This is a genomic window from Pantoea sp. JK (genome assembly GCF_026130245.1).
In the GTDB taxonomy this organism is placed as follows: domain Bacteria; phylum Pseudomonadota; class Gammaproteobacteria; order Enterobacterales; family Enterobacteriaceae; genus Pantoea; species Pantoea trifolii.
The window spans coordinates 345,310-367,755 of record NZ_JAINFN010000003.1 but is presented as its reverse complement, the minus strand read 5'-3'; the positions used below and the strand labels follow the sequence as shown (position 1 = coordinate 367,755).

The following is a 22,446-nucleotide window of genomic DNA, read 5'->3' as shown; positions in this document are numbered from 1 at the left end:
GAAATTTCTGTAAATAAAACAAATGAAAAGCCGATTAGCAGCGGTAAATTGGAGAAATTTCAGGAGTTACGTCGAAAGTTTCCAGTGAAAACAGCTGACTAAACTTACTTAAGTGCCAGCCTTAACTAAGCCCCCGCCTACAGACGTAAGAATTTTCCTAAATACCATTTAATAACTGTTTAGTTTCGTGCCGCTGTGAGGAGTCAACTGGCGCATCAAAGCACCGCCAGAAGGCCGCACCGCCGCACGGCAGTGCCTGACTGCAACAATGAAAACTGAGAATCAACTCGTGGGCAAACGCATTATAAGCATGATGTTTCTGTTGGGGTTTTGCCTGTCGGCATGGAGTGCCACCACTCTAAAATTCACGCCGCGTTATGGACTGGTTTCCCCCGAAGTGACTTTGGATGCTGAAAGCCATCGCTGGCTACAACGCCATCCAGTGCTGCGCGTTGGCGTGTGGAGCCACACGTTACCCCCCTACTCGGTTGAATTCGAAGAAAATACCTTTGAAGGTTTATCCGCCGATTATCTGGCTATCATCGCGAAAACGCTGAATCGCCCCGTGGAAGTAAAGCGTTATAAGACCCGTATTGAACTGGTTAACGCGCTCAGTAACAAACAAGTAGATTTAATCCCTTACTATCCGCAGGCCGCCAATCACGAGAGCAAACTGGCGCTGAGTACGCCCTATTCGCTGGCGCAGAGCGTGTTAATCAGCCGTCGCCAGGCAAAATTTGATCGTCAGTTAAACGACCGTCACTATCGCCTGATGTACTACGGTGACGACGAACTCAAGGCGTTGCTGCATAAACGCTATCCCAAAGCGATCCTGGAGCCTGCCTCACCGCCGCTTTGGGCGTATACGGATACCGCATTTAACGAAAACACCGTGTTCTGGAGTAACTCCGCCACGCAACGCTATCTGTCACAGCGCGGCTTGCAGAACATCATTGAAGGGCATAGTACGCCTTACATTAATGATGTCGATGCACGCTTTGCCACCCGCGCCGATAACTCATCGCTCATTGATGCCATCAATGAAATCCTCAAAAACATTCCTCTGCGCAACGCCGTACAGATCGCCGAAGCGTGGGGGCTGGATTATCAGTCGGTGGTGAAAAACCATCCGCTGGATCTTACTGAAGCGGAAGCCAACTGGTTGGAGCAGCACCGCGATATCACGGTGCATTACGATCCTACACATCTGCCTTTCACTTTTCTGGATGGCAAACAGCGCGTCGCCGGATTAAGCGTTGATCTACTAAATCTTATCTCGCAGCGCACCGGGATCCGCTTTCATTACAATGAGATACACAGATTAAGTGCCATGCGTGATGCGCTGGTGAGTCAACGTAATTCTCTGATTGTCGTGAGTGACGGCGCGTCAAAACAGAATCCTCAGATTCAATACACGCGTTCATACCTCTATTCGCCGTGGGTGGTGATGACGCGCAGCGACAGTAACTGGCGCAGTTTCGATGAGATGGCGGGCAAGCGTATTGGCATCTACGAGCGCTCATACTATCGCTTCGATTTACGCCGTCGCTGGCCTGAAATCGATTTTAATGAAAATGCCGTTTCTATTGATTCACTCGGACAGCTGCAGGATAAGCAGGTTGATGGCTTTATCGTGCCCTATGAATCCGCGCAGTATTTGCTGAATAACCACTTCAACGATCGCTTCAAAGTGGCTTTTGTCGCGCCGTTGCCGATGTTTCGCATGGCGATAGCAACCAACGTTGCTGATGAACATCTGAACGCGATCCTGAATAAAGCGTTATCCGATATTCCCCAGCCCACCATGCAGTCGCTGATGGAACGCTGGATCAAGTACACGCCGCCCGCCACCAGCACGTCCTGGCAGAGCTATCGCAGTTACGTGCTACGTATTATCGGCGTGGCTGGCATATGCCTGTTGTTCTTCTTATGGCGTAATCATTTACTGAAGTCGTCACTATCGAAGCAGCGTCAGCATGAGCGCGAAATGAGCAGCCAGCTGCATTACATCGAAACGCTGCTGGAGGATGTGCGTAAAGCCAAGCGCGCGGCGCTGCGCTCAAGCGAGGCCAAAAGTACTTTCCTTTCACATATGAGCCACGAAATTCGCACGCCGCTGGCGGCGCTGATTGGCCTGCTGGAAATCGAACACCTGGGTCAAAGCGACGAACCGCAGCGCCAGAAGAATATCGATTTGGCGTGGGAATCCTCACGCTCGTTACTCTCGCTGGTAGGCGATATTCTCGACTTGGCAAAAATCGAATCCGGTCATTTCAGCATTCGTCATGTACCGATGTCGCTGAGTGACGTGGTGCACGATACCGAAGCACTGTTCCGTCAGGTAGCACATAACAAAGGGCTATCGCTCAATGTGATGCTGGAAATTGATCAGGACTGCGTGCTGTTTGATCCGGTGGCGTTAAAGCAAATTCTCGCCAATTTAGTGAGTAACGCCATCAAGTTCACCGCTCAGGGTGAAGTCGAGGTGGCGTTGTATCAGGCCGATCCCAGCAAGCCCGAATACGTATTGGAAGTGTGTGACAGCGGCATTGGCCTGACGCCTGAACAGCAGAAAGCCATTTTCGACCCCTTTATTCAGGTTGAACAAAGTACTAATCGCGTTAGCGGCACCGGGCTAGGTCTCAATATTTGTCGCCGTTTGGCGGTGATGTTGGGAACCGAACTGCACGTTGAGAGCGAGCCCGATGCCGGCAGCGTATTTATGCTGCGCTTCACTGCCCAACCTGCCGCTGTGCTGGAGACCGAAAGCCAGCATCCGCCGCTGGAGGAGCTGGCACAGATTTCGTTACGCATGCTCATTGTTGACGATAACGCCACCAATCGTCTGTTGCTTGCACAGCAATTGCGCTATGCCGGACACCACGTTCTGGTGGCTGATGGTGGTGAAACGGCGCTGACGCTGTGGCGAGAACACGAGATTGATCGTGTCATTACCGATTGCAATATGCCCGGCATGGATGGCTTCGAATTTACCCGCCAGCTACGCATCGAAGAGAAATTACTCAATCGCCGCGCAGTACCGATTTATGGCCTGACGGCGATGGCGGAAGAGCGTGTCGCGCAGCTTGCCACACAAGCAGGTATGGATGGTTGTCTGTTTAAACCGCTGGAGCGCACGCAGCTGCTTAAAGTGTTAACCGGTGCGCCTACCAACCAGCTACGTTCTGACACCTTACTCACACTGGAAAACCTGGCCGCCAACGATCCGCAAGCCTGGTGCGATCTGGTGACAACAGCCCGACAGCAAAATGCACGCGATCTGGCTCAGTTGCAGCAGGCTGTAGCGGAGACGAATTTCGCCAGCGCGCGCCATGCGGCACATCAACTGCTGGGCAGCGCAAAATTGCTGCGCGCCGAGGCATTACAACGCAGTTGCCTTGCGGCGGAGCAAGCTGCAGAGCAACAAGATGGTGCATGCTTAGCGCAACAATTGCCAGGCGTGATCGCTGCTGTCGCTGAATTGGAAAAACTGTTCCAGAACGCACTCGAAAATACCCCCATTAATGAGGTGAACCCATGAAAGATAGCGCCATTTGGCAAGTTGCCGTATTAGATGATCACCCGCTGATTGGTAAAGCGATCCAGTATCGATTAGCGCAAGAGCCCGAGTTGGCGTTGGTCGGCGCTTTCGCGCAGCGCCAACAGTTGATGACTTTCCTGCAGCGCAATGCTGTGGATGTGTTAGTGCTGGATTACATCCTCGGCGATGATGAACTGGATGGCTTACAGATGGTGAAACAGCTGCGAATGCGCTATCCGCAACTTAAAATCCTCATCTCTTCCGCTGTCGAAAAACCGGCGATTGTGCAGCTGTTGTTGAAAGCCGGTGTGCAGGGTTTTGTTGGTAAAAGCGAAGATCAGGAAGTGTTGATCAAAGCGCTACATCAGGTGTGCCGCAACAAACTTTTCCTCACGGCAGACATGCTGCTGGAGATGGACAAATTCAAGGAAAGCGACAAAGAGATGCACGATTATCTGCTGCCACGAGAGATGGGCGATGACATTACGCTGTTACTGCGCGAATTGAGCCCTCGCGAGATCGAAGTGATTCGCTGCTATCTGGATGGATTAAGCATCACGCAAATCGCCGGCAAATATGCACGCAGTCGTAAAACCATCAGCGGGCAAAAACAGACAGCCTTGCGCAAACTGGGTCTGCGATCCGATCTTGAATTATTTAAATACAAAGAGCATTTCAGCGGAATTGTGCTGAACCATAATGCTTAAATTGTGTTCTGTGACGCGGATCAAGGCTTATTAGCCGCATCACACTGTCATGATGTTTACTAGAATGGTAGTTTACCAGTTATCACAGATACGATAACGGTGGATGACAGTATGCAACTGACAATGCGTTGGTTTGGTCCGAAAGAAGATAAGGTTTCGCTGGAATATATTCGTCAGGTGCCGGGCGTGCGCGGCGTAGTGGGCGCGCTGTATGACGTGCCAGTGGGCGAAACCTGGCCGAAAGAGAAGATTAACGCGCTGGTTGAGCAGGTGCATGCCGCCGGGCTCACCGTGGAAGTGATCGAAAGCGTCAATATTCACGACGACATCAAAATCGGTTTGCCGAGCCGAGATCGATATATCGAAAATTATAAGCAGAGCATCCGCAACCTGGCCGAGGTTGGCGTGAAGGTGATTTGCTACAACTTCATGCCGGTGTTCGACTGGATGAAAACCGACATGAACTACGTGCTGCCGGATGGCTCGCTCACCATGGCGTTCGAGAAGAAAGGCATCGATAAGAGCCTCGACGAGGTGGTGCAGGAAGTGCTCGGCAACTCCAATGGTTTCGCCCTGCCGGGCTGGGAACCGGAACGTCTGGCAAAAGTGCAGGATCTGTTTGCCCAATATAAAGATGTGGATGACGCGAAACTGCGCGAAAACCTCGCTTACTTCCTGAAAGCGGTGATCCCGGTATGTGAAGAAGTGGGCGTGAAGATGGCGATCCATCCGGACGATCCACCGTATTCGATCTTCGGCCTGCCGCGCGTGGTGAAGAACCGCGACGATCTCGACTGGATCTGTAACGTGGTCGATTCTGAGGCCAACGGCATCACGCTGTGTACCGGATCGATTGCCGAAGATCCGAGTAATGATGTGTACGCTATTCTGGCCGAATTCTCGCGCCGCAAACGCATTCCGTTTGCCCATGTACGTAACATCAAGATTATTCAGGACAAAGATTTCTACGAGTGCGCGCACCCAACGGAATACGGTTCGCTGGATATGTATAAAGTGCTGCAGTCGATGCATGACAACGGCTTCGATGGTTACATCCGCTCGGATCACGGTCGCTTTATCTGGGGTGAAACCGGCCGTCCGGGCTACGGTTTGTACGACCGCGCGCTGGGCACCACCTATCTGCTGGGATTGTGGGAAGCGCTGAGTAAGCGCTGAGTTGAGTGCGCTTTGTCCCTCACCCTAGCCCTCTCCCGCAAGCGGGAGAGGGGATTTTTTGCTCCCTCTCCCCGTGGGAGAGGGCCGGGGTGAGGGCATCAACGCGCAGCAGCCTTCACCGCACAAGCTATCAAACTCCCCCTTCCCACTTGCCGTTAAATATATACAGTTAAACTGTACATATTCAGCGGGGACTCACCATGTCAGAACATAACAAAGCCGTTGTGCGTCGATTCAATCAGCAGGTGATTGCCGAAGGCGATCGCCAGGCTTTCGATCAACTCGTCGGCGAAAACTTCATTAACCGCTCAGCGCCAGCCGGCGCGCCCAGCGATCGCGAAAGTCTTTGGTACACCTTCGATCAGATCCTGCGCCCTGCTTTCTCCCATCTTCAGGTGCACATTGAAGATCAAATCGCCGAGCGCGATTGGGTCACCACGCGCAAAACAATAACCGGCGTTCACAGCGGATCGCTGATGGGCATCGCGCCCACCGGTTTACCTGTAACGATCGCGGTGATCGATATGGTGCGAATTGAAGAGGGAAAATACGCGGAACATTGGGGCATGAACACGCTGGCGGCGGTGATGACGCAGTTAAAGCAGTTTGCGTAACGCAGCCAGCCCTTTTTGCAGATCGTCGCGATCCTGCTGGTCGAGTGTTTGATTGATGCGCGCCGCAAGCCAGTCGGCACGCTGTTGACGTGCGGCCGCCAACGCAGCGCGCGCCTGATCGCTCAGCACAATCACCTGCGCCCGCGCGTCCTGCGCGCTTTTTTGTCGCAGCACCAAATCTTGCGCCTCGAGTTCGTTAATCACTAATCGCATGCTTTGATGCTTCACGCCGCGCAGCCTCGCGAGATCGGCGATAGAAAGCGCGTCATGGCTGTCGAGCAGATCTAAGGTTTCATATTGCGAGGTGCGCACGGTCGCGGTGCTGACGCGGACGTTACGTACCAAATGACTGACCATCTTACGGAGCTCTTCCGCCAGCTGCTGGGTTTCATTTTCAGTGCTCAAAGGGGCGATTCCTGCGCGCTATCGTCGGTCCATTATAGGAAACCTATTGCCAGGCTTTAAACAACAAACTGGCATTCACGCCGCCAAAGCCAAAACCGTTGGAAAGCGCATAGGTCATCGCCGTCGACTGTGGTTTCAGCGCCACCAAATTCAGGCCAGCAGCCGCTTCATCCGGATGCTGCAGATTGAGCGTCGGCGGTGCAACCTGATCGCGCAGCGCCAGAATCGAGAAGATCGCTTCCACGCCGCCCGCCGCACCAAGCAAATGTCCGGTGGCCGATTTGGTGGAGGTAATCGCCACCTTGCTGCCAGCGAACAGCGCGCTAATTGCGGCCAACTCGCCCTTGTCGCCAACCGGCGTCGACGTGGCATGCGCATTGATATGCTGCACCTCGCGCGCGGTAATACCCGCCTGCGCCAGCGCGGTTTCCATCGCCCGACGCGCGCCCTCACCATTTTCCGGACCGGCGGTGAGATGGTAAGCATCCGCGCTGGTGCCGTAGCCCACCAGCTCCGCCAGCGGTGTCGCGCCGCGCGCCTGCGCATGTTCCAGCGATTCAATCACCAGCAATCCCGCGCCCTCGCCCATTACAAAGCCGTCGCGGTCGCGATCGAACGGACGCGAAGCCTGCTCGGGACGATCGTTAAAGCCGCCCGACATTGCTTTCGCCGCCGCAAATCCGGCCAGGCTCACGCGATGGATCGCCGCTTCAGTGCCGCCGCACAGCGCGATATCCGCTTCGCCGCTGCGAATCATTCGTGCCGCATCACCAATCGCCTGCGCACCCGCCGCGCAAGCCGTCACCGGCGCGCCAATCGGCCCACGAAAACCGTGCGCAATCGAAACGTGTCCGGCCGCCAGATTGGCGAGGAACGAAGGAATGGTAAACGGCGACAGACGGCGCGGCCCACGCGCGGCGGTGGTTTCGACCGCGTTGGCGATCTCATTAAACCCGCCGATGCCGGTGGCGATCACCGTGGCGGTGCGCTGCTGCTGCGCGTTGTCCTGCGGGTACCAGTTAGCTTGCGTCAGCGATTCATGCGCGGCCACCAGCGCGAACTCAATAAAGCGATCCATCTTCTTACGATCTTTGGCGGCAATAATGCCGTCGGGATTGAAACCGTGCAGCGCATCCTGCTCCAGCGTCGGCACCTGTCCCGCCACTTTGCAGGCGATGTCTTGCACCATTTCCGCTGGCAAGGCGCTGATGCCCGATTTTCCCGCCAGCAGCGCCTGCCAAACCGCTTCCGTGCCGCATCCCAGCGGCGATACCAGCCCCATGCCGGTAATGACAATTCGTTTCATCTTTAACTCCTTCATCTGCAGGTGCTCGTTGCACGTCAGCGTGATGATTGCAGCGCCGGCGGCGCAAATTTTTGGGTGCTATCTCCAGCGCGTTTTTTCTGCAGATAATCATGGCGATAGTGCATCATCGGCTCCGCTGCCGGGCCGGGCACCATCTGATATTTATCCAGCGTCAGCGGCTGTCCGTTTTCGCTATCAACCAGTTGCATCTTCACCGGACGCTGCGTGGCGGTTTCCACCAGCTGCATCTGACGACCTTCCGGCGAGAAATGGGTGTTGCCCCACTCGGCGAGCGCCAGAATCACGCCGCGAAAATCGCGGCCTACAGCCGTCAGGTGATATTCAAAGCGTGCCGGGCTGGTGCTGTAACACACCTTCTCCAGCAAACCATCGTCCACCAGCGCTTTCAGCCGCCGCGACAAGATGTTGGGCGCCACGCCGCTGCTTTTCTGGAATTCATCGAAGCGGGTAAAACCGGCCAGCGCGTCGCGCATGATCAGCATGCTCCAGCCATCGCCAATGCGCCCAAGGCTGCGCGCGATGGGACAAGGCATGTTGTTGAGCGGTTGGTTTTTCATGACTGGGTATCCGACATCGGTATGATGGCGGATACTGTTGCAGAGTGACTTTCATTTTGCAAGTAACTTGCAGAATGAAAGTTTATAGCGAGCATAAAAAAAGGTGCGCATGAATGCGCACCTTACAGGGTTTCGTAGGGTCGCCATTCATGGCGACCTGGCTTTACGTCCGCACCCGCAACCTCGCCTCGATCTTGTCGGCGATCTTGGTCACCACATAGGCAATCACCATGTAAAACACCACCGCCACCAGGAAGGCTTCGAGGTAATAGAAATTCAGCGCCGCCGTCAGCTGCGCTTGGGCAAAGATATCCACCACTTCAATGGCAAACGCCAGCGACAACGCTTTCATGATCACCATAAAGGCGTTGGCCAGATCGGGAATCGCCGCCACGATAATCTGCGGGAACATCACGCGGCGGAACAGCTGACCGCCGCTGTAACCCAGCGACAGCGCCGCATCCGATTGTCCGCTATCAAACGAGTTAAGTGCGCCCTTCCACACTTCCGCCTGAAACGCCGCGACGCAGGCACTCAAGGCGACGATGATGATCACCCAATTCGGCAGTGAGTGCGCATTCACTTTCACGCCAATTAGTGTGGCGACGAAGTCCAGCGCCGGCGGCAAACCGTAATAGGCGAGGAAAATCACCACCAACATCGGCACGCCTTTGAAGGCAATCTTGTACGCGATCACCAACTGGCGCAGCACTGGAATGCGGCGATGTTCAATAAAGGCAAACAGCCCGCCGAGCAGCGTCGAGCAGATAAACACCGTCACCGCCATCAGCAGCGTCACCGGCACCGCATCGAGAATGCTCCAGAAGTCCGGCAGCAAAACCTCAAGATCAAACATGGTTTCTCTCCCTTATCAGACGCTGGTGAATTTGACGCGTGCAGCGGTTTTCGAGCTGTACTTCGCGTGACGTTGTTCGAAGAAACGGATAATCAACCACGCCACGCCGCACAGCAGCGAATAGAGCACCGCCAGCACCAGATAAGTGCCGAACTGATATTGGTTGTAGTCGCGTTCCATAATCAGATGCGCAGTCGCCATCACATCCGCCGCACCGATGTACATCACCAGCGCCACGTTATGAATCAGATAGATAATCGCATTGCCGTAGCCAGGCAGCGCATAGTGCACCGCTTGCGGACCAACAATGCGCAGCATTTTCTGGCGGAAGCTGTAGCCCATGCTGTCGGCGGCGTCATGCTGGCCGTTCTCCACGGCGAGAAACGCCGGGCGCATCACTTCCGACAGATAACCGCCGTGATACAGGCTCAGGCCAATCATCGCCGCGATATTGGCGGTGACAAAATCGCTGAAGCCAAACTGCTCGGCCACCAGCGGCAAGCCATAAAAAGCGACAAACAGCTGCAGCACCACCGGCACGCTGCGCGCGTACGAGACGTACAAATCGACAAATTGGCTGATGACCGGGATGCGGCGCACGCGGAATACGGTGGCGATCAGCGCCAGGAAGAACCCGACGATCATCGCGACAAACATTATGCCAAGCGTCAACGGCAGCGCCGAGAGCAGCTCGGGAATCATCGAAGACAGATTCACGGTGAAACACTCCTGCTAACAATGAAGCTGCGCCGGGCGCAGCTTTAATGAATCCTTACTTCATGTACTTCGTGACGTCTTCGCCAAACCACTTCTGCGCCAGCTTATCCAGCGTGCCGTCGGCTTTCAGCTGCTGCAGCGTTTTGTTGATGTCATCATTCAGCGCTTGGTTCTCGGCGGAACGATGAATCAGCACGTAAGTGTTGTTGATGGCCACCGGCTCGCTGGCTTTGATTGCCAGTTTCTGGTTGTCGATCACCGTTTGCTCGCCGAGATTCGAAGGCAGGATCAGCGCATCATATTTGCCACGCTGCACCTCTTTCAGACGATCCGGATAAGGCACGCCAGCGCTCGAGGCTTTGATCTCAACCTTGTCGTTCGGGTTTTCCTGCTGCCACTGGGTCACGAATTTGTACACGCCGCCGCCAGCGGTGACCGGTACGATGTTCTTGCCGACCAGATCTTTCATGCTGTTGATGGTGCTATCGCTGCGGCTGTAGATCTTCATCAGGCTGGCACCGATTGGCGCATCCGGGATCAGGAACTGTTTGCTGCGCGTTGGCGCTTTGTAGTAACCGCCGGTCGCCATGTCATATTTGCCGGTGGCAAGGCCGGTTTCCTGGGCGATATCCGCCGCACCTTCCATCACAAATTTGTACTGCGGCAGTTTGGCGTTGATGGCTTTCAGCACGTCCGGCTCGTAGCCCTGCGGCTCGTGACCAATCGCGCCCCACGACAGCGGTTTAGATTCCGCTGCGGTGGCAATTTTGATGGTGCGCACCGCGTCGGCGAAGCTGTTACCGCTGATCAGTGCCAGCGCGATGATGCCAGGCGCGGCCAGGCGACGTAAGGTGGTTTTGATTGCAGGCATGTCGTTGATTCCTTTAATTATTAGAATACACGTTCTGAATTGAGGAACTGAGCAAGTCGCGGCAGGGTTGGATTATCGAACATCTCGGTCGGGCTGCCCTGCGCGGCCACCACGCCCTGATCCATAAAGACGATGCGGTTCGAGATGCTTTTGGCAAATTGCATTTCGTGCGTCACCAGCAGCGAGGTAATGCCGGAGGACGCCACATCTTTAATCACTTTCAGCACCTCGCCCACCAGCTCTGGATCGAGCGATGAGGTCGGTTCATCAAACAGCATCACATCAGGTCGCACCGCCAGCGCACGGGCGATGCCGGTACGCTGCAGCTGGCCGCCGGAAAGCTGCGACGGATAGTGATCGAGCTTGGCACCCAATCCCACGCGATCCAGCTCCTGCACGGCGATATCGCGCGCTTGCTGCTTGCTTTTGCGTTGAATGACGATCAGCGGATCCATCACGTTTTCCAGCACCGTCATGTTTTTGAACACGTTGAACTGCTGGAACACCATCGCGGTGCGCAGGCGGATCGCCTGGATCGCCGCTTTATCCGGTGACTGATAATCCATGCGGATCTGATCGAGCTGAATGGTGCCCGACGCCGGTTTCGCCAGATAGTTAATGCAGCGCAGCAGCGTGGTTTTACCGGTGCCGCTTGGCCCGATGATCGACACCACATCGCCGCGTTTCACCGACAGATCGACACCTTTCAGGATCGGCGTGCTGCCGTAAGCGAGCGTAATATCGTTGAGTTCTAACATGCAGCAGCCCTTATTTGTTCAGGTCAGCATGGCCAAGCACATGCATCAGACGGTTGGCCCAGCCAAAAATGGCGATGGCGTGGATCAGATCGACAATCTCCTGATCGTTCATGCCGACCGCGCGCAGTGCCGCCATATCCTCGGCGCTGGCTTCGGACGGCGTCACCGACAGGCGACGGGCAAAACGGTAGATCGCCGCATCACGCTCGCCGAGCACATCCGCACGATCAAAATAGATGGCGCTCACCACCGCATCACTCTCGGCCAGCTGCGCATGGCGACGCGCGTGTACCACCGCGCAATATTTGCAGCCGTTGACGATCGACGCACCCAGCGCGCCGAGTTCACGATCCGCACGATCCAGCCCGCCATCGACATACATAATGGCGTTGAACAGCACGGTACGCGCTACGTAGCTGTCGGGATCGTGCGCTAACGTGCGCACATATTCGGAGATCTTCTTGTTGGATGGCGTCACTTTCATCGCATCGAGCTGCGCGGGCGTGGCATCTGCCACCTCAACCGGCGCGATATACGGGTGCCAATGCAGTGGCTTGAGATTAACCGACGGAATCATGCAGACCTCAACAAACGTAATCCGGCCGCGACGCGCGTCTGGAAGTTAACAAAAGCGATCAGCTCGGAGAGCGCCACAATCTGCGGATTGTTCAATCCCGCCTGCTCCAGCAAGCGAATGTGCTGCTCGGTGGCATTCATTGGCTGCTGGGTAACGAGATCGGCATGGCGTGCAATCGTCGCCAGCGGTTCTGGCAGATCGCTTGCGCCTGCCGCCAGCGCCAGCAAATCATCCGAAGGCTGCAACGTCGCCAGCTGCGTCTGATAATCCTGTTGCAACTCGGCGTCGTGATTGAGCTGCGCCATGCGCTGTGCCAGCGCCAAACGCACATCCGGCGCTAAGCCCTGATAGTCGTTTGGTGCCAGCACCGAGAGGCGGCACTGTTCCGCGCCGTCAACAAATTCCGGGCGCAGGCGGCGCGTGCCATACAGCGCATCTTCAGCGTTTAAGCCGACTGCGCGATCAATTGCGTCACTCACTGCGCGTTCTCCTGGTTGAGTAAGGGCGTGGAATCCACCCATTCATCGCCCTGCAATTCAGGGGTATCAAAAGCCTGTAAGTTGGCGTAATGCTGCTCGACGTCTTCGGCAAACAGCGAAGCGGTGATGCCGCGCACCAGACGATCGGCACCGGCGCTTACCGCCGGAATATCGCCGGAGACTTTGCCGTGCGTCAGCATCGCTGCATCGTTAAAGCAGTGAATGTGCGCCAACAGCGGACATGCGCCTGGCGTCAGTTCGCGGAATTCAAAAGCGGGGCCGAGATCCGGTGCTTCCAGCAAACCGTGACGCGGCGCGCCCATTTGTGGCTGATAGCGTCCGTCACGCCAGCTGCGAATATGCGGCGCGATGGCGGCAAACTCCGGGCGGCCGTGGAAATCGTTGCTAAAGCCGGTCGCAGCGATCAGGTAGTCGTAGCGCAGCGGGCCTTGCGTGGTTTCAATCAGCAGGCCATCGGCTTCTTCTTTCACCGCATTGATGCCGCAATCAAGCAAGAAGCGCGCATTGGCATGGCGCGACACGCGCAGCGTTGAGGAGCGCGGCGGCGGCGTTTGCGTGGTGGCGGTGTAATCGACAAACTTCCACTTCCACGCGTCCGGCAGCTGATGCATGCCGTGCACCACGCCCTGACTGCCGATGCCGGTCATTTTGTTGATGCGCGGCATCTGCTTACGACGAATCAGCAAATCTACTGCGCCCGCGCCGTGTTCCAGCGCGGTGGCGGCGTTATCCATCGAGGATGCGCCCGCACCAATCACCGCAATGCGTTTGCCTTTTAGGGCAGCGAAATCAATGTCGTCGGCGGAGTGCGCCCAGAACTGGCGGCCAACACCTTGCAGGAAATCCGGCACGGCGAAACCGCCAAGGCCAGAACGTCCGGTGGCCAGCACTAAACGGCGGGTATAAATACGGCCGGTTTCGGCACCGCTGAGATCGAGAGCAATCAGATCATCGGCAAAGGCAATGTTGTTGACGCGCACATTGTTGCGCACCGGCAGATTCAGCACCTTGCGATACCAAATCAGGTAATCCATCCACTGCGCTTTGGGAATTTTATCCAGCGCTTGCCAGGCTGCTTTGCCCCACTGCGCGGTGAACCACGCGCGGAACGTCAGTTGCGCCATACCAAGCGCCGGGCCGTGCAGGGATTTCGGTGAACGCAGCGTTTCCATGCGCGCAAAGGTCACCCACGGACCTTCCAGCCCGGCGGGTGCGGCGTCATACGCCACCACATTGCTGATGCCGGTGAACTGCAATTTCGCCACTGCCGCCAGCCCGCACATGCCAGCGCCGATCACCACCACGTCACGCACCGGCGCGCCGTCCTGCGTGCGCTCGGGCACCCAGGATTTCGCGGGCAGTTCAAGATATTCCAGATCCTGCTGAAGCTGAGCTTCCAGCGCGGCAAGGCCATCGGCGGCATAAGTCATACACGTTTTCCCAGAAATAAGCGGCCGCCAGAGTGCGGACGAAACCACTAAAGCGCGTTAGTTACTATGCATTTCCATTATCCTGATAACACATAGTTAATGGGTAATAATCACTAAACCGCATAGTAAGAGCTAAGGCTTTGCATAATCCTCTTGCCCCAAAACAGAGTCAATAATCTCGCTCAGCTTTTGACCAATGGATTTCTTATATCTTATGCCGGAAATGTTATAAGCGGATTTGATGGCCATACGAGGGTCGCCATTCATGGCGACCTCGCTAATCACCGCACAACACTTTATTCCTGATTAATCAACCGCATAATACGCGGATGCTCGCTCGCAGGCAGACGCTCAAAACCCGGCAACAGAGTGGCGGCAGCATCTGCCAAAGCCTCAACCAGTGCCTGCGCAGCAGCAGAAATCTGGCGCCCCTGCGGCGTAATCACGCCAAAATAATAAGGAATATCCTCCTCCAGCGGACGAATCGCCACACCGGCCAGCGGCATGCCCCATGCGGTGACCGGTTCGAGGATCGCCACGCCCAGCCCGGCGCGCACACAGCCGAGAATATTGGCGGAGGAGTTGGTTTCGATGGTTTCGTGCAGCGGCGTTTTGACCTTTCTCAGCGCTTTTTCGTAGCGTCCGCGCAGCCGCTGCGGGCTCCACGGCGCAATCAATCGCCGTCCCGCCAGGCTGCTCAACGACAGTTGAGATTGCGCCGCCAGCTCATCGTTCTCCGGCAGCGCCACCACGCACTGCGATTGCCCAATCCAGTGCAGCTCCACCGCGTGATGCTCCAGCGGCAAACTGCATAAACCGAGATCGGCTTCGGCAGTGATCACCGCATGCGCCGTCTGCACTGCGGATTCACTGATGATCTGCACTTTGTTCTGCAAATTGAGCGCGGCCAGCGCCTGCGGCAGCAAACCCGCCGCCAGTGCAGGCGTGGCGGCAATGCTCAGCGGACGATGTTGTTGATGGGCGATCTCCTGCGCACGCAGGCGAATCTGCTGCAATGAGAGCAGCGCTTTCTGCACGTATTGATGCAGCTGCAGCGCCTCTTCCGAGGGATGAATACGCGGCCCGTTGCGGATAAACAGCGGATAACCCAGCGATTGCTCCAGCTCCTGAATCAAACGCGACACCGCCGGCTGCGAGCGATTGAGCGCCTTCGCCGCCGCGGTGACGCTACCGGCAGAGATCACCGCCGAGAAGGCTTCCAGCTGCCGCAAATCCAGGTCGTTTAAAATGGTCATCGCGCGATTTTTCCCTAACTCATTGATCAGTCCCGACATTGGTGCGGGAAAGTTTTCATCATAGAGAGAGTCGTGGGAATTAGCCACAGGGGGAAAGTGCGCGTTGTCCCTCACCCTAGCCCTCTCCCGCAGGCGGGAGAGGGAACAATTAGGTGGGAGAATATGCCACCCCGCAGCAGACAGTTCCCTCTCCCATTTATGGGAGAGGGTTAGGGTGAGGGCCAGCGATCACAACTTCGCCGTCAGCTCACGCTGATGCTCATGCAGCAAACGCAGCATATCCAGTAGAAAACGATCTTCGTTGCCCTTCTGCCAGGCAATGCTCAGCGGCAAACCTTTAATCTTTTCCGGCAGATCCAGCGCAATATAACTGACGCTGTCGCTGTTCATGGTGCGATAGGAAGCGGGCACCACCGCCAATCCCAGCCCGGCAGAAACCAGGCTCAGAATGGTTTGCTTCTCTTCAGCAAACTGCGCGATGTGCGGCGTGAATCCCGCCAGTTTAAACAGGCTCATGGTGAGATCGTGACTGTGCGGGCGTGTGCGGCGATCGGGAATGATCATCGCTTCATGCTGAAAATCGGCCACCGCCACGCGTTCGCGCTGCGCCAGCGCATGCTGGATTGGCACCGCCAGCACGCAGCTTTCGCGGGTAATAAAGCGCACTGCTAATGTCGCATCAATACTTTGCGGCTCGCGAATAAAAATCATATCCAGCCAGCCCGACTTTAATTTCGGCATTAAATTAATGGTCTTGTCTTCAATAATATGAATATCGCTGTGCGGATGCAGCGGAACAAATAAATTAAGTAACGCCGGAACTAATCCACGCGCGGCACTATCAATTGCGCCAATACGTAATGTGCGACGTTCATCTTTTAATCCCACTTTAAAACGTTTAGCCAGCGCATCAAATTGATCGATTAATTTGCTGGCGTCGTCAAAAAAGAGTGCGCCTTCGGCGGTTAATGAAACATTACGCGTCGAACGATTTAACAGACGCACGCCAAGGTCCTCTTCAAGTAAACGAATGAAGCGAGAAAGTGACGCAGGCATCATTTCCATCTTTTGTGCGGCGCGGCCAAAATGCAGTTCTTTACCCACCGCAACAAAGCAACGCAATTGATTTATATCCACATTCCCCTCACCCGTTGATTATGCAAATAGTTTATATAATCCACATCTGATGATAAGCCAAAGCAAAACTGCATACTGAACTCGATTACAAAAAAATAACACCACCCTACACAATCTGGAGCACTTTAATATGAACTCTCACCTCGAAAAAAGGATGATGCGTAAAGTGACGTTACGCATTGTGCCCTTCATCATGCTGCTCTACTTCATCGCTTTTCTCGATCGCGTCAATATTGGTTTTGCTGCATTAACCATGAATCAGGATTTAGGTTTCTCGCCCACGGTATTTGGCTTTGGCGCCGGAATATTTTTCCTCGGTTATTTTCTGTTTGAAGTGCCGTCGAATTTAATTCTGCATAAAGTCGGCGCCCGCATCTGGATTGCGCGCGTGATGATCACCTGGGGATTGGTTTCCGGCTGCATGGCTTTTGTGCAGGGCACCACCAGCTTTTACGTGCTGCGCTTTCTGCTAGGCGTGGCGGAAGCCGGATTCTTCCCCGGCATCATCCTCTATCTCAGCTACTGGTTCCCGGCGGCGAAACGGGCGCAGGTCACCGCCATCTTTATGGCTGCCGCGCCGCTTTCCACCGCGCTGGGATCGCCCCTCTCCGCCGCCCTGCTGCAGATGCACGGCCTGCTGGGCTACGCCGGTTGGCAATGGATGTTTGTGCTGGAGGCGGTTCCGGCGCTGCTGTTCGGCATCGTGGTGCTGTTTTACCTCACCGACCGCCCGGCAAAAGCCAAATGGCTTACCGATGAGGAGCGTGCGTGGCTGGAAACCACCATGCAGGCCGAAGAGCAGGCGCGCGCCGTCAAAAATAGCCACAGCAGCGCATGGCGCGGATTGATGGATAAACGGGTGTTAGCGCTGGCGCTGGTTTACTTCGGTACGTCAGCGGGTTTGTACACGCTCGGCATCTGGTCGCCACAGATCATCCGCAGCTTCGGCGCATCCTCGATGGAGATCGGTTTCCTTAATGCCTTCCCGGCGGTGATCGGCGTGATCGCCATGATCCTGTGGGCGCGCCACTCCGACCGCACCAAAGAGCGCAGCTGGCATGTGATTGGTGCCTGTTTGCTGGCGGCGGCTGGCCTGATTTATGCCGGTAACGTCAGCACGCTGTTCACCGTGATTATCGCCCTGACGCTGGTCACCGTCGGCATCAGCGCCTCAAAACCGCCGCTGTGGAGTATGCCGACCTTGTTCCTGAGCGGTCCGGCGGCGGCGGCGGGCATCGCCACTATCAACTCCATCGGCAACCTTGGCGGCTTTGTCGGCCCGATGATGATTGGCGTGATCCGCCAGCAAACCGGCAGCTATACGTGGGGCCTGTATTTCGTGGCGGGACTGCTGGCGCTGTCGGCCATTGTGGTTCTGCTGCTCGCCGCCAGCGGTAACCGACCGCAAACGGCGAAAATCCCCTATCCTCATACTCATTGATCTGGAGAAACAACATGCGTAACTATTCGATTGCCGCGATTCCTGCGGATGGTATTGGCCCGGAAGTGATCTCTGCTGGCGTGGAAGTGCTGCACGCGTTGACGCGTCACGATCCGCAGCTCAAGTTCAACGTGCAGACGTTTGACTGGGGCTCGGATTACTACAAGCAACACGGCATGATGATGCCGGAAGATGGCCTGCAAACGCTGAAGACGTTTGATGCGATTTACTTTGGCGCGGTCGGTGCGCCCGACGTGCCGGATCACATCACCTTGTGGGGTTTGCGTTTGCCGATTTGTCAGGGCTTTGACCAGTACGCCAACGTGCGTCCCACCAAAATTCTGCCGGGCGTCACCTCACCGCTGCGCAATCGCGGCCCCGGCGATCTCGATTGGGTGATTGTGCGAGAAAATTCAGAAGGCGAATATTCCGGTAACGGCGGCCGCGCGCATCGTGGTTTGCCGGAGGAAGTTGGCACCGAAGTGGCGATTTTCACCCGCGTTGGCGTGACGCGCATTATGCGTTATGCCTTCAAACTGGCGCAGTCGCGTCCGCGCAAGCTGCTGACGGTGGTGACCAAATCCAACGCCCAGCGTCACGGTATGGTGATGTGGGATGAGATTGCCGCCGAAGTTGCGCAGGAGTTCCCGGACGTGCAGTGGGACAAAATGCTGGTAGATGCGATGACGCATCGCATGACGCTGCATCCGCAGAGCCTCGACACCATTGTTGCCACCAATCTGCACGCCGATATTCTGTCGGATCTGGCCGGTGCGCTGGCGGGCAGTTTAGGCGTTGCGCCTACCGCTAATATTGATCCTGAACGTCGCTTCCCGTCGATGTTTGAACCGATTCACGGCTCGGCGTTCGATATCACCGGCAAAGGCATCGCCAATCCGATCGCCACGTTCTGGACAGCGGTGCAGATGCTGGAGCATCTCGGCGAGCGCGACGCGGCGGCGCTGATTATGCAAGGGATCGAATATGTCTGCGCGCAGGGCATTCTGACACCGGATGTTGGCGGCACGGCGAATACCGCAGAAGTGACGAAAGCGGTGGTGGCGTTTATTGAGGCCAAAGCTAGCGTGGCTGAGGCCGTCTGATTTAACCACGTGCGTATGGTTGTGGTCGCCATGAATGGCGACCCTACGACGGCATCAACATTTTGCTAAACAATTCGGTTTGCACCTGCCGCGCTTTTCATTAAAAGTCTTTGCATCCTTCTGTTTTCGCAGGATCTCGCATGATCGACTCAGGCAGAGAAGCCAAACCGAATTCCTATCGCACCCTGCTGTTAGCATTATTGGTCGCAGTAACCTTCTTTATGGAAAACCTCGATGCCACGGTGATCACCACCGCGCTTCCGCAGATGGCGCGCGATTTCGCCTCCAGCCCGGTGGCGCTGAACATTGGCGTCAGCGCCTATTTACTGGCGGTGGCAGTATTTATTCCGATGAGCGGCTGGCTGGCGGAGCGCTTTGGCGCGCGAACCGTGTTTGCCAGCGCCATCCTGATTTTCACCCTCGCCTCAATTTTGTGTGGCTTCAGCGAAACGCTGGCGATGTTCACGCTGAGCCGTATTTTGCAAGGTATTGGCGGCGCGATGATGGTGCCGGTCGGTCGCATGGTGGTGCTGCGCGTCACCGAAAAAAAGGAGATGGTGAAAACCATCGCCTTTATTACCTGGCCGGGCTTGATTGCGCCGGTGCTTGGCCCGCCGCTGGGCGGTTTGATTGTCACCTACGGGCATTGGCCGTGGATTTTCTGGCTCAATATTCCGCTCGGCATCCTCGCCATTATCGCCACCGCTTATCTGGTGCCGCAGTTTAAAAGTGAACAGCTGCGGCCGTTTGACGTGCGCGGCTTTGTGCTGACCGCCACCGCCTGCACCTCATTGATTATCGCACTGGAAGCGCTCGGGCAGATGCATCTCAATTTTGGCATTCCGTTGCTGCTGCTGGGCGTGCTGTGCAGCTGGCTGGCGTATCGTCATAGCTTCCGCCATCCGCAGCCGCTGCTGCCGTTTAGCGCGATGAAAATTGCCACCTTCCGCAATGCGATAATTGGCGGTTCCTTCTTCCGCGCTTCGATCAATGCAGTGCCCTATTTGCTGCCGCTGCTGTTTCAGCTGGGCTTTGGCTGGAGCGCGGCGCAGGCCGGTGCGATGGTGCTGTGGGTATTTGCCGGAAACCTGGCGATGAAGCCGGCAACAACCTGGCTAATGAATCGCTGGGGCTTTCGTCGCGTGTTGATGATCAACGGCGTGATCAGCCTCGTGGCGATGCTCGGCTGCTTGCTGCTCACTCCGTCGCTGGGCTACTTCGCCATCGCCGCGATTCTGTTTATTGGCGGGCTGTCGCGCTCGCTGCAGTTCAGCTGCTACAACAGCCTGGGCTTTGCCGATGTGCCGCAAAACAAAATGAGCGATGCCTCAGTGGTGTTCAGCATCTTCTTCCAGTTCAGCATGAGCGCGGGCATCGCGCTGGCGGCGCTGTTCTTACGCGCATCGATGTTGTGGCAGGAACATAGCGAAATCGCGCAGAGCGATATTCATATCGCCTTCGCCGGTGTGGCGTTGTTGGTGCTACTGTCACTCTTTGACGTGTTGAGGCTGGAAAAAAATGCCGGTGCGCAAGTGCTGGTAAAATAATATTCGCGCATAGATTAACGTTAAAAACATTAATCTGTGCGCTTCGCTAAAAATAATCACCTTCATATAAGGATTTATATTTTTTATATCCGTTTTGAGATAATGACTAATGATGAGAATGTTAATCAAACCTTAAGTAAAAAACAAAAATCAGGAATATTGATTCATTTCATCACATTGAAGAGTAAATATATAAATTCGAAGCGTAAATTTATTTTCAATGAAAAAATGGTCACGAAAAAATAATTATCACCCTCTTAATTTACCCTCCTTGTCGAAGAAAAATACCTGAACAATATCAACACAGATAAGATAAATCCTAATAACCCTTAATGCGCGTTAGGCTTTAACGACTAACCTTAAAGGGTAAGTGAAATATGCGTTATCCCCATTATCTGAGGTATTCATGATGACAACACCAAGAGGCGGTTCTGGCAATTTTGCCATGGACCCGGAAAGAGCCCGCGAAGCGGGAAAAAAAGGCGGCCAATTAAGTGGCGGCAATTTTCGCAATAATCCAGAACGTGCAATTGAAGCCGGGCGAAAAGGCGGGAAGAAAAGCCGTCGCGTCGTCGATAAATCTCCCGAATAACGTTATGGCGGCGGGCCGTTAATTTGGCTTACCGCCGCATTTTCCCACTCTTAAACAGGACCACATATTATGAGTAATAATAGCGAAGCACACTTTCTGGATTGGGTGAGAGATGCCCACGCCATGGAAAAACAAGCCGAGAAAATGCTGGAAAAAATGGCCTCGCGCCTCGAACACTATCCCGACCTGAAGCTGCGCATCGAGCAGCATATTGTTGAGACCCGTGAACATCAGACGTTGGTGCAAAGCGTGATCGATCGCTACTCCACTTCTCAGTCGGTATTGAAAGATATTGCCGGCAAAATCTCTGCCTTTGGTCAGTCGATTGGCGGCGTGATGGTGGAAGATGAAGTGGTGAAAGGCGCAATCAGCGGCAATGTTTTCGAACACCTTGAGATCGCCAGCTACACCTCATTGATCGCGGCGGCACAGCACCTAAACGACCATGAAAGTGCCGATATCTTCTCACGCATTCGCGAGCAGGAAATCGCCATGGCCGACTGGACCTTGACGCATTTGCCTGACGTGACCGAACAGTATTTGATTCGTTCCGCTACGCCTGGCGTTGAAGCCAAAAAGTAGTCCGCCTCTGATTCTTCCATTTTTCGCAACAATGACTTCGCTAACCCGGCTATTCTGCCGCTAAATTGTCTGTGCGAACCTTATGGCAAGGCTCGGGATCATCCCGAGCAACACCTAAGGAACCGCAATATGAAACTCTATCACTTCCCGCTTTCTGGCCATGCTCACCGCGCACGTCTGTTCCTGTCGCTGCTGGATGTGCCGCATGAGGTTATCGATGTCGATCTCAAAACTGGCGAAAACAAAACGTCGGAATTTCTCGCCATGAATCCGTTTGGTCAGGTGCCGGTGCTGGAAGATGACGGCGTGTTTATTGCCGACTCCAACGCCATTCTGGTCTATCTGGCGAAGAAAAGCGGTCGCAGCGAATGGCTGCCGGAAGATGCCGCTGGCGCGGCGGCAGTGCAGCGCTGGCTCACCGTTGCTGCCGGAGATATCGCCTTTGGTCCGGCAGCGGCGCGGTTGATTACCGTGTTTGGCCGCCCGTTCAATCCGGAAGAGGTGATTGGCCGCGCACATCTGGTGCTGTCACGCATTGAGCAGCATCTCGAAGGCCGTGAATGGCTGGTCGGCGATGGCCCGACAATCGCCGACATCGCGCAGTACAGTTATATCGTCGGTGCGCCAGAAGGCAATGTCGATCTCTCCGGCTATCCGGCGGTGAACGTGCTGTTGCGTCGTATCGAAGCGCTGCCGGGCTTTGTGCCCTTCCCGCAAACTGCGGCTGGCCTGCGCAGCATCGCCTGAGTCCA

General features: G+C 55.4%; 22 protein-coding genes. 10 read left to right on the top strand and 12 right to left on the bottom strand.

The annotated features are described in order from the left end of the window. Positions 1-310: 310 nt before the first annotated feature. From PanJK_RS09280 to PanJK_RS09265, 4 genes are all read left to right on the top strand, one after another. The gene (locus tag PanJK_RS09280) at positions 311-3,541 is read left to right on the top strand and encodes a transporter substrate-binding domain-containing protein (protein WP_265299148.1); all 3,231 of its coding nucleotides are present in this window, start codon (positions 311-313) and stop codon (positions 3,539-3,541) included. Continuing rightward, positions 3,538-4,248, top strand: a complete 711-nt coding sequence (locus PanJK_RS09275; RefSeq protein ID WP_256697364.1) for a response regulator transcription factor — start codon at positions 3,538-3,540, stop codon at positions 4,246-4,248. The genes PanJK_RS09280 and PanJK_RS09275 overlap by 4 nt, the downstream gene beginning before the upstream one ends. 111 nt (positions 4,249-4,359) lie before the next feature. Then, positions 4,360-5,424 (top strand): mannonate dehydratase, encoded by a 1,065-nt coding sequence (gene uxuA / locus PanJK_RS09270; protein ID WP_265299145.1) that lies wholly within the window; start codon positions 4,360-4,362, stop codon positions 5,422-5,424. Positions 5,425-5,624: 200 nt separating this feature from the next. Beyond that, positions 5,625-6,038 carry an ester cyclase gene (locus tag PanJK_RS09265; protein WP_265299143.1) on the top strand — a complete coding sequence of 138 codons (414 nt, stop codon included), beginning with the start codon at positions 5,625-5,627 and terminating at the stop codon, positions 6,036-6,038. Here the strand turns inward: PanJK_RS09265 and PanJK_RS09260 are convergent. The 12 genes from PanJK_RS09260 to PanJK_RS09205 all read right to left on the bottom strand — a co-directional run bounded on the left by PanJK_RS09260 (position 6,021) and on the right by PanJK_RS09205 (position 16,429). Further along, positions 6,021-6,443: a MarR family winged helix-turn-helix transcriptional regulator gene (locus PanJK_RS09260; protein WP_265299140.1), complete on the bottom strand. Its 423-nt coding sequence runs from the start codon at positions 6,441-6,443 to the stop codon at positions 6,021-6,023. The two genes, PanJK_RS09265 and PanJK_RS09260, sit on opposite strands and share 18 nt — an antisense overlap. Before the next feature lie 43 nt (positions 6,444-6,486). Beyond that, positions 6,487-7,764, bottom strand: coding sequence for a beta-ketoacyl-ACP synthase II (gene fabF, locus PanJK_RS09255; protein ID WP_265299138.1), 1,278 nt, complete (start codon positions 7,762-7,764; stop codon positions 6,487-6,489). A gap of 20 nt (positions 7,765-7,784) precedes the next feature. Further along, a complete protein-coding gene (locus tag PanJK_RS09250) occupies positions 7,785-8,327 on the bottom strand; it encodes a winged helix-turn-helix transcriptional regulator (protein ID WP_256697368.1) in 543 nt (180 codons plus the stop codon). A 163-nt stretch (positions 8,328-8,490) separates the two neighbouring features. Further along, positions 8,491-9,183 carry an amino acid ABC transporter permease gene (locus PanJK_RS09245; RefSeq protein ID WP_265299135.1) on the bottom strand — a complete coding sequence of 231 codons (693 nt, stop codon included), beginning with the start codon at positions 9,181-9,183 and terminating at the stop codon, positions 8,491-8,493. Positions 9,184-9,198: 15 nt separating this feature from the next. Continuing rightward, on the bottom strand, positions 9,199-9,885 hold the full coding sequence (locus PanJK_RS09240) for an amino acid ABC transporter permease (protein ID WP_256698446.1): 687 nt from the start codon (positions 9,883-9,885) through the stop codon (positions 9,199-9,201). Positions 9,886-9,955: 70 nt separating this feature from the next. Continuing rightward, on the bottom strand, positions 9,956-10,771 hold the full coding sequence (locus PanJK_RS09235) for a transporter substrate-binding domain-containing protein (protein ID WP_256697371.1): 816 nt from the start codon (positions 10,769-10,771) through the stop codon (positions 9,956-9,958). A gap of 20 nt (positions 10,772-10,791) precedes the next feature. Continuing rightward, the gene (locus tag PanJK_RS09230) at positions 10,792-11,529 is read right to left on the bottom strand and encodes an amino acid ABC transporter ATP-binding protein (protein WP_265299132.1); all 738 of its coding nucleotides are present in this window, start codon (positions 11,527-11,529) and stop codon (positions 10,792-10,794) included. Between the two features lie 10 nt (positions 11,530-11,539). Continuing rightward, on the bottom strand, positions 11,540-12,106 hold the full coding sequence (locus PanJK_RS09225) for a peroxidase-related enzyme (protein WP_265299131.1): 567 nt from the start codon (positions 12,104-12,106) through the stop codon (positions 11,540-11,542). After that, positions 12,103-12,585 carry a CMD domain-containing protein gene (locus PanJK_RS09220; RefSeq protein ID WP_265299129.1) on the bottom strand — a complete coding sequence of 161 codons (483 nt, stop codon included), beginning with the start codon at positions 12,583-12,585 and terminating at the stop codon, positions 12,103-12,105. The genes PanJK_RS09225 and PanJK_RS09220 overlap by 4 nt, the downstream gene beginning before the upstream one ends. After that, on the bottom strand, positions 12,582-14,036 hold the full coding sequence (locus tag PanJK_RS09215) for an NAD(P)-binding domain-containing protein (protein ID WP_265299127.1): 1,455 nt from the start codon (positions 14,034-14,036) through the stop codon (positions 12,582-12,584). Before PanJK_RS09215 ends, PanJK_RS09220 begins: the two co-directional genes overlap by 4 nt. Positions 14,037-14,332: 296 nt before the next feature. Beyond that, a complete protein-coding gene (locus PanJK_RS09210; RefSeq protein WP_265299125.1) occupies positions 14,333-15,292 on the bottom strand; it encodes a LysR family transcriptional regulator in 960 nt (319 codons plus the stop codon). Between the two features lie 228 nt (positions 15,293-15,520). Continuing rightward, a complete protein-coding gene (locus PanJK_RS09205) occupies positions 15,521-16,429 on the bottom strand; it encodes a LysR family transcriptional regulator (protein ID WP_265299123.1) in 909 nt (302 codons plus the stop codon). Between the two features lie 130 nt (positions 16,430-16,559). On the opposite strand from PanJK_RS09205, the gene PanJK_RS09200 reads away from it, so the two are divergent. From PanJK_RS09200 to PanJK_RS09175, 6 genes are all read left to right on the top strand, one after another. Continuing rightward, positions 16,560-17,870, top strand: a complete 1,311-nt coding sequence (locus PanJK_RS09200) for an MFS transporter (protein WP_265299121.1) — start codon at positions 16,560-16,562, stop codon at positions 17,868-17,870. Positions 17,871-17,884: 14 nt separating this feature from the next. Next, complete coding sequence (locus PanJK_RS09195) at positions 17,885-18,973, top strand: tartrate dehydrogenase (RefSeq protein ID WP_265299119.1); 1,089 nt, start codon at positions 17,885-17,887, stop codon at positions 18,971-18,973. Positions 18,974-19,113: 140 nt separating this feature from the next. After that, positions 19,114-20,520 (top strand): MFS transporter, encoded by a 1,407-nt coding sequence (locus tag PanJK_RS09190; RefSeq protein ID WP_265299117.1) that lies wholly within the window; start codon positions 19,114-19,116, stop codon positions 20,518-20,520. Between the two features lie 409 nt (positions 20,521-20,929). Continuing rightward, positions 20,930-21,112, top strand: a complete 183-nt coding sequence (locus PanJK_RS09185) for a general stress protein (RefSeq protein WP_007893075.1) — start codon at positions 20,930-20,932, stop codon at positions 21,110-21,112. Between the two features lie 69 nt (positions 21,113-21,181). Beyond that, a complete protein-coding gene (locus PanJK_RS09180) occupies positions 21,182-21,694 on the top strand; it encodes a ferritin-like domain-containing protein (protein WP_265299114.1) in 513 nt (170 codons plus the stop codon). Positions 21,695-21,823: 129 nt separating this feature from the next. Further along, positions 21,824-22,441 carry a glutathione S-transferase family protein gene (locus PanJK_RS09175; RefSeq protein ID WP_265299112.1) on the top strand — a complete coding sequence of 206 codons (618 nt, stop codon included), beginning with the start codon at positions 21,824-21,826 and terminating at the stop codon, positions 22,439-22,441. Positions 22,442-22,446 lie beyond the last annotated feature (5 nt).

Excerpts from the sequence above, each read along its gene's own strand:
- PanJK_RS09215 (WP_265299127.1), bottom strand. The coding sequence starts at position 14,036 with ATGACTTATGCCGCCGATGGCCTTGCCGCGCTGGAAGCTCAGCTTCAG.
- PanJK_RS09175 (WP_265299112.1), top strand. The coding sequence starts at position 21,824 with ATGAAACTCTATCACTTCCCGCTTTCTGGCCATGCTCACCGCGCACGT.
- uxuA (WP_265299145.1), top strand. The coding sequence starts at position 4,360 with ATGCAACTGACAATGCGTTGGTTTGGTCCGAAAGAAGATAAGGTTTCG.
- PanJK_RS09240 (WP_256698446.1), bottom strand. The coding sequence starts at position 9,885 with ATGATTCCCGAGCTGCTCTCGGCGCTGCCGTTGACGCTTGGCATAATG.
- PanJK_RS09280 (WP_265299148.1), top strand. The coding sequence starts at position 311 with ATGATGTTTCTGTTGGGGTTTTGCCTGTCGGCATGGAGTGCCACCACT.
- PanJK_RS09180 (WP_265299114.1), top strand. The coding sequence starts at position 21,182 with ATGAGTAATAATAGCGAAGCACACTTTCTGGATTGGGTGAGAGATGCC.
- PanJK_RS09250 (WP_256697368.1), bottom strand. The coding sequence starts at position 8,327 with ATGAAAAACCAACCGCTCAACAACATGCCTTGTCCCATCGCGCGCAGC.
- PanJK_RS09210 (WP_265299125.1), bottom strand. The coding sequence starts at position 15,292 with ATGACCATTTTAAACGACCTGGATTTGCGGCAGCTGGAAGCCTTCTCG.
- PanJK_RS09275 (WP_256697364.1), top strand. The coding sequence starts at position 3,538 with ATGAAAGATAGCGCCATTTGGCAAGTTGCCGTATTAGATGATCACCCG.
- PanJK_RS09200 (WP_265299121.1), top strand. The coding sequence starts at position 16,560 with ATGAACTCTCACCTCGAAAAAAGGATGATGCGTAAAGTGACGTTACGC.
- PanJK_RS09235 (WP_256697371.1), bottom strand. The coding sequence starts at position 10,771 with ATGCCTGCAATCAAAACCACCTTACGTCGCCTGGCCGCGCCTGGCATC.
- PanJK_RS09225 (WP_265299131.1), bottom strand. The coding sequence starts at position 12,106 with ATGATTCCGTCGGTTAATCTCAAGCCACTGCATTGGCACCCGTATATC.
- PanJK_RS09265 (WP_265299143.1), top strand. The coding sequence starts at position 5,625 with ATGTCAGAACATAACAAAGCCGTTGTGCGTCGATTCAATCAGCAGGTG.
- PanJK_RS09190 (WP_265299117.1), top strand. The coding sequence starts at position 19,114 with ATGATCGACTCAGGCAGAGAAGCCAAACCGAATTCCTATCGCACCCTG.
- fabF (WP_265299138.1), bottom strand. The coding sequence starts at position 7,764 with ATGAAGGAGTTAAAGATGAAACGAATTGTCATTACCGGCATGGGGCTG.
- PanJK_RS09195 (WP_265299119.1), top strand. The coding sequence starts at position 17,885 with ATGCGTAACTATTCGATTGCCGCGATTCCTGCGGATGGTATTGGCCCG.
- PanJK_RS09245 (WP_265299135.1), bottom strand. The coding sequence starts at position 9,183 with ATGTTTGATCTTGAGGTTTTGCTGCCGGACTTCTGGAGCATTCTCGAT.
- PanJK_RS09230 (WP_265299132.1), bottom strand. The coding sequence starts at position 11,529 with ATGTTAGAACTCAACGATATTACGCTCGCTTACGGCAGCACGCCGATC.
- PanJK_RS09185 (WP_007893075.1), top strand. The coding sequence starts at position 20,930 with ATGACAACACCAAGAGGCGGTTCTGGCAATTTTGCCATGGACCCGGAA.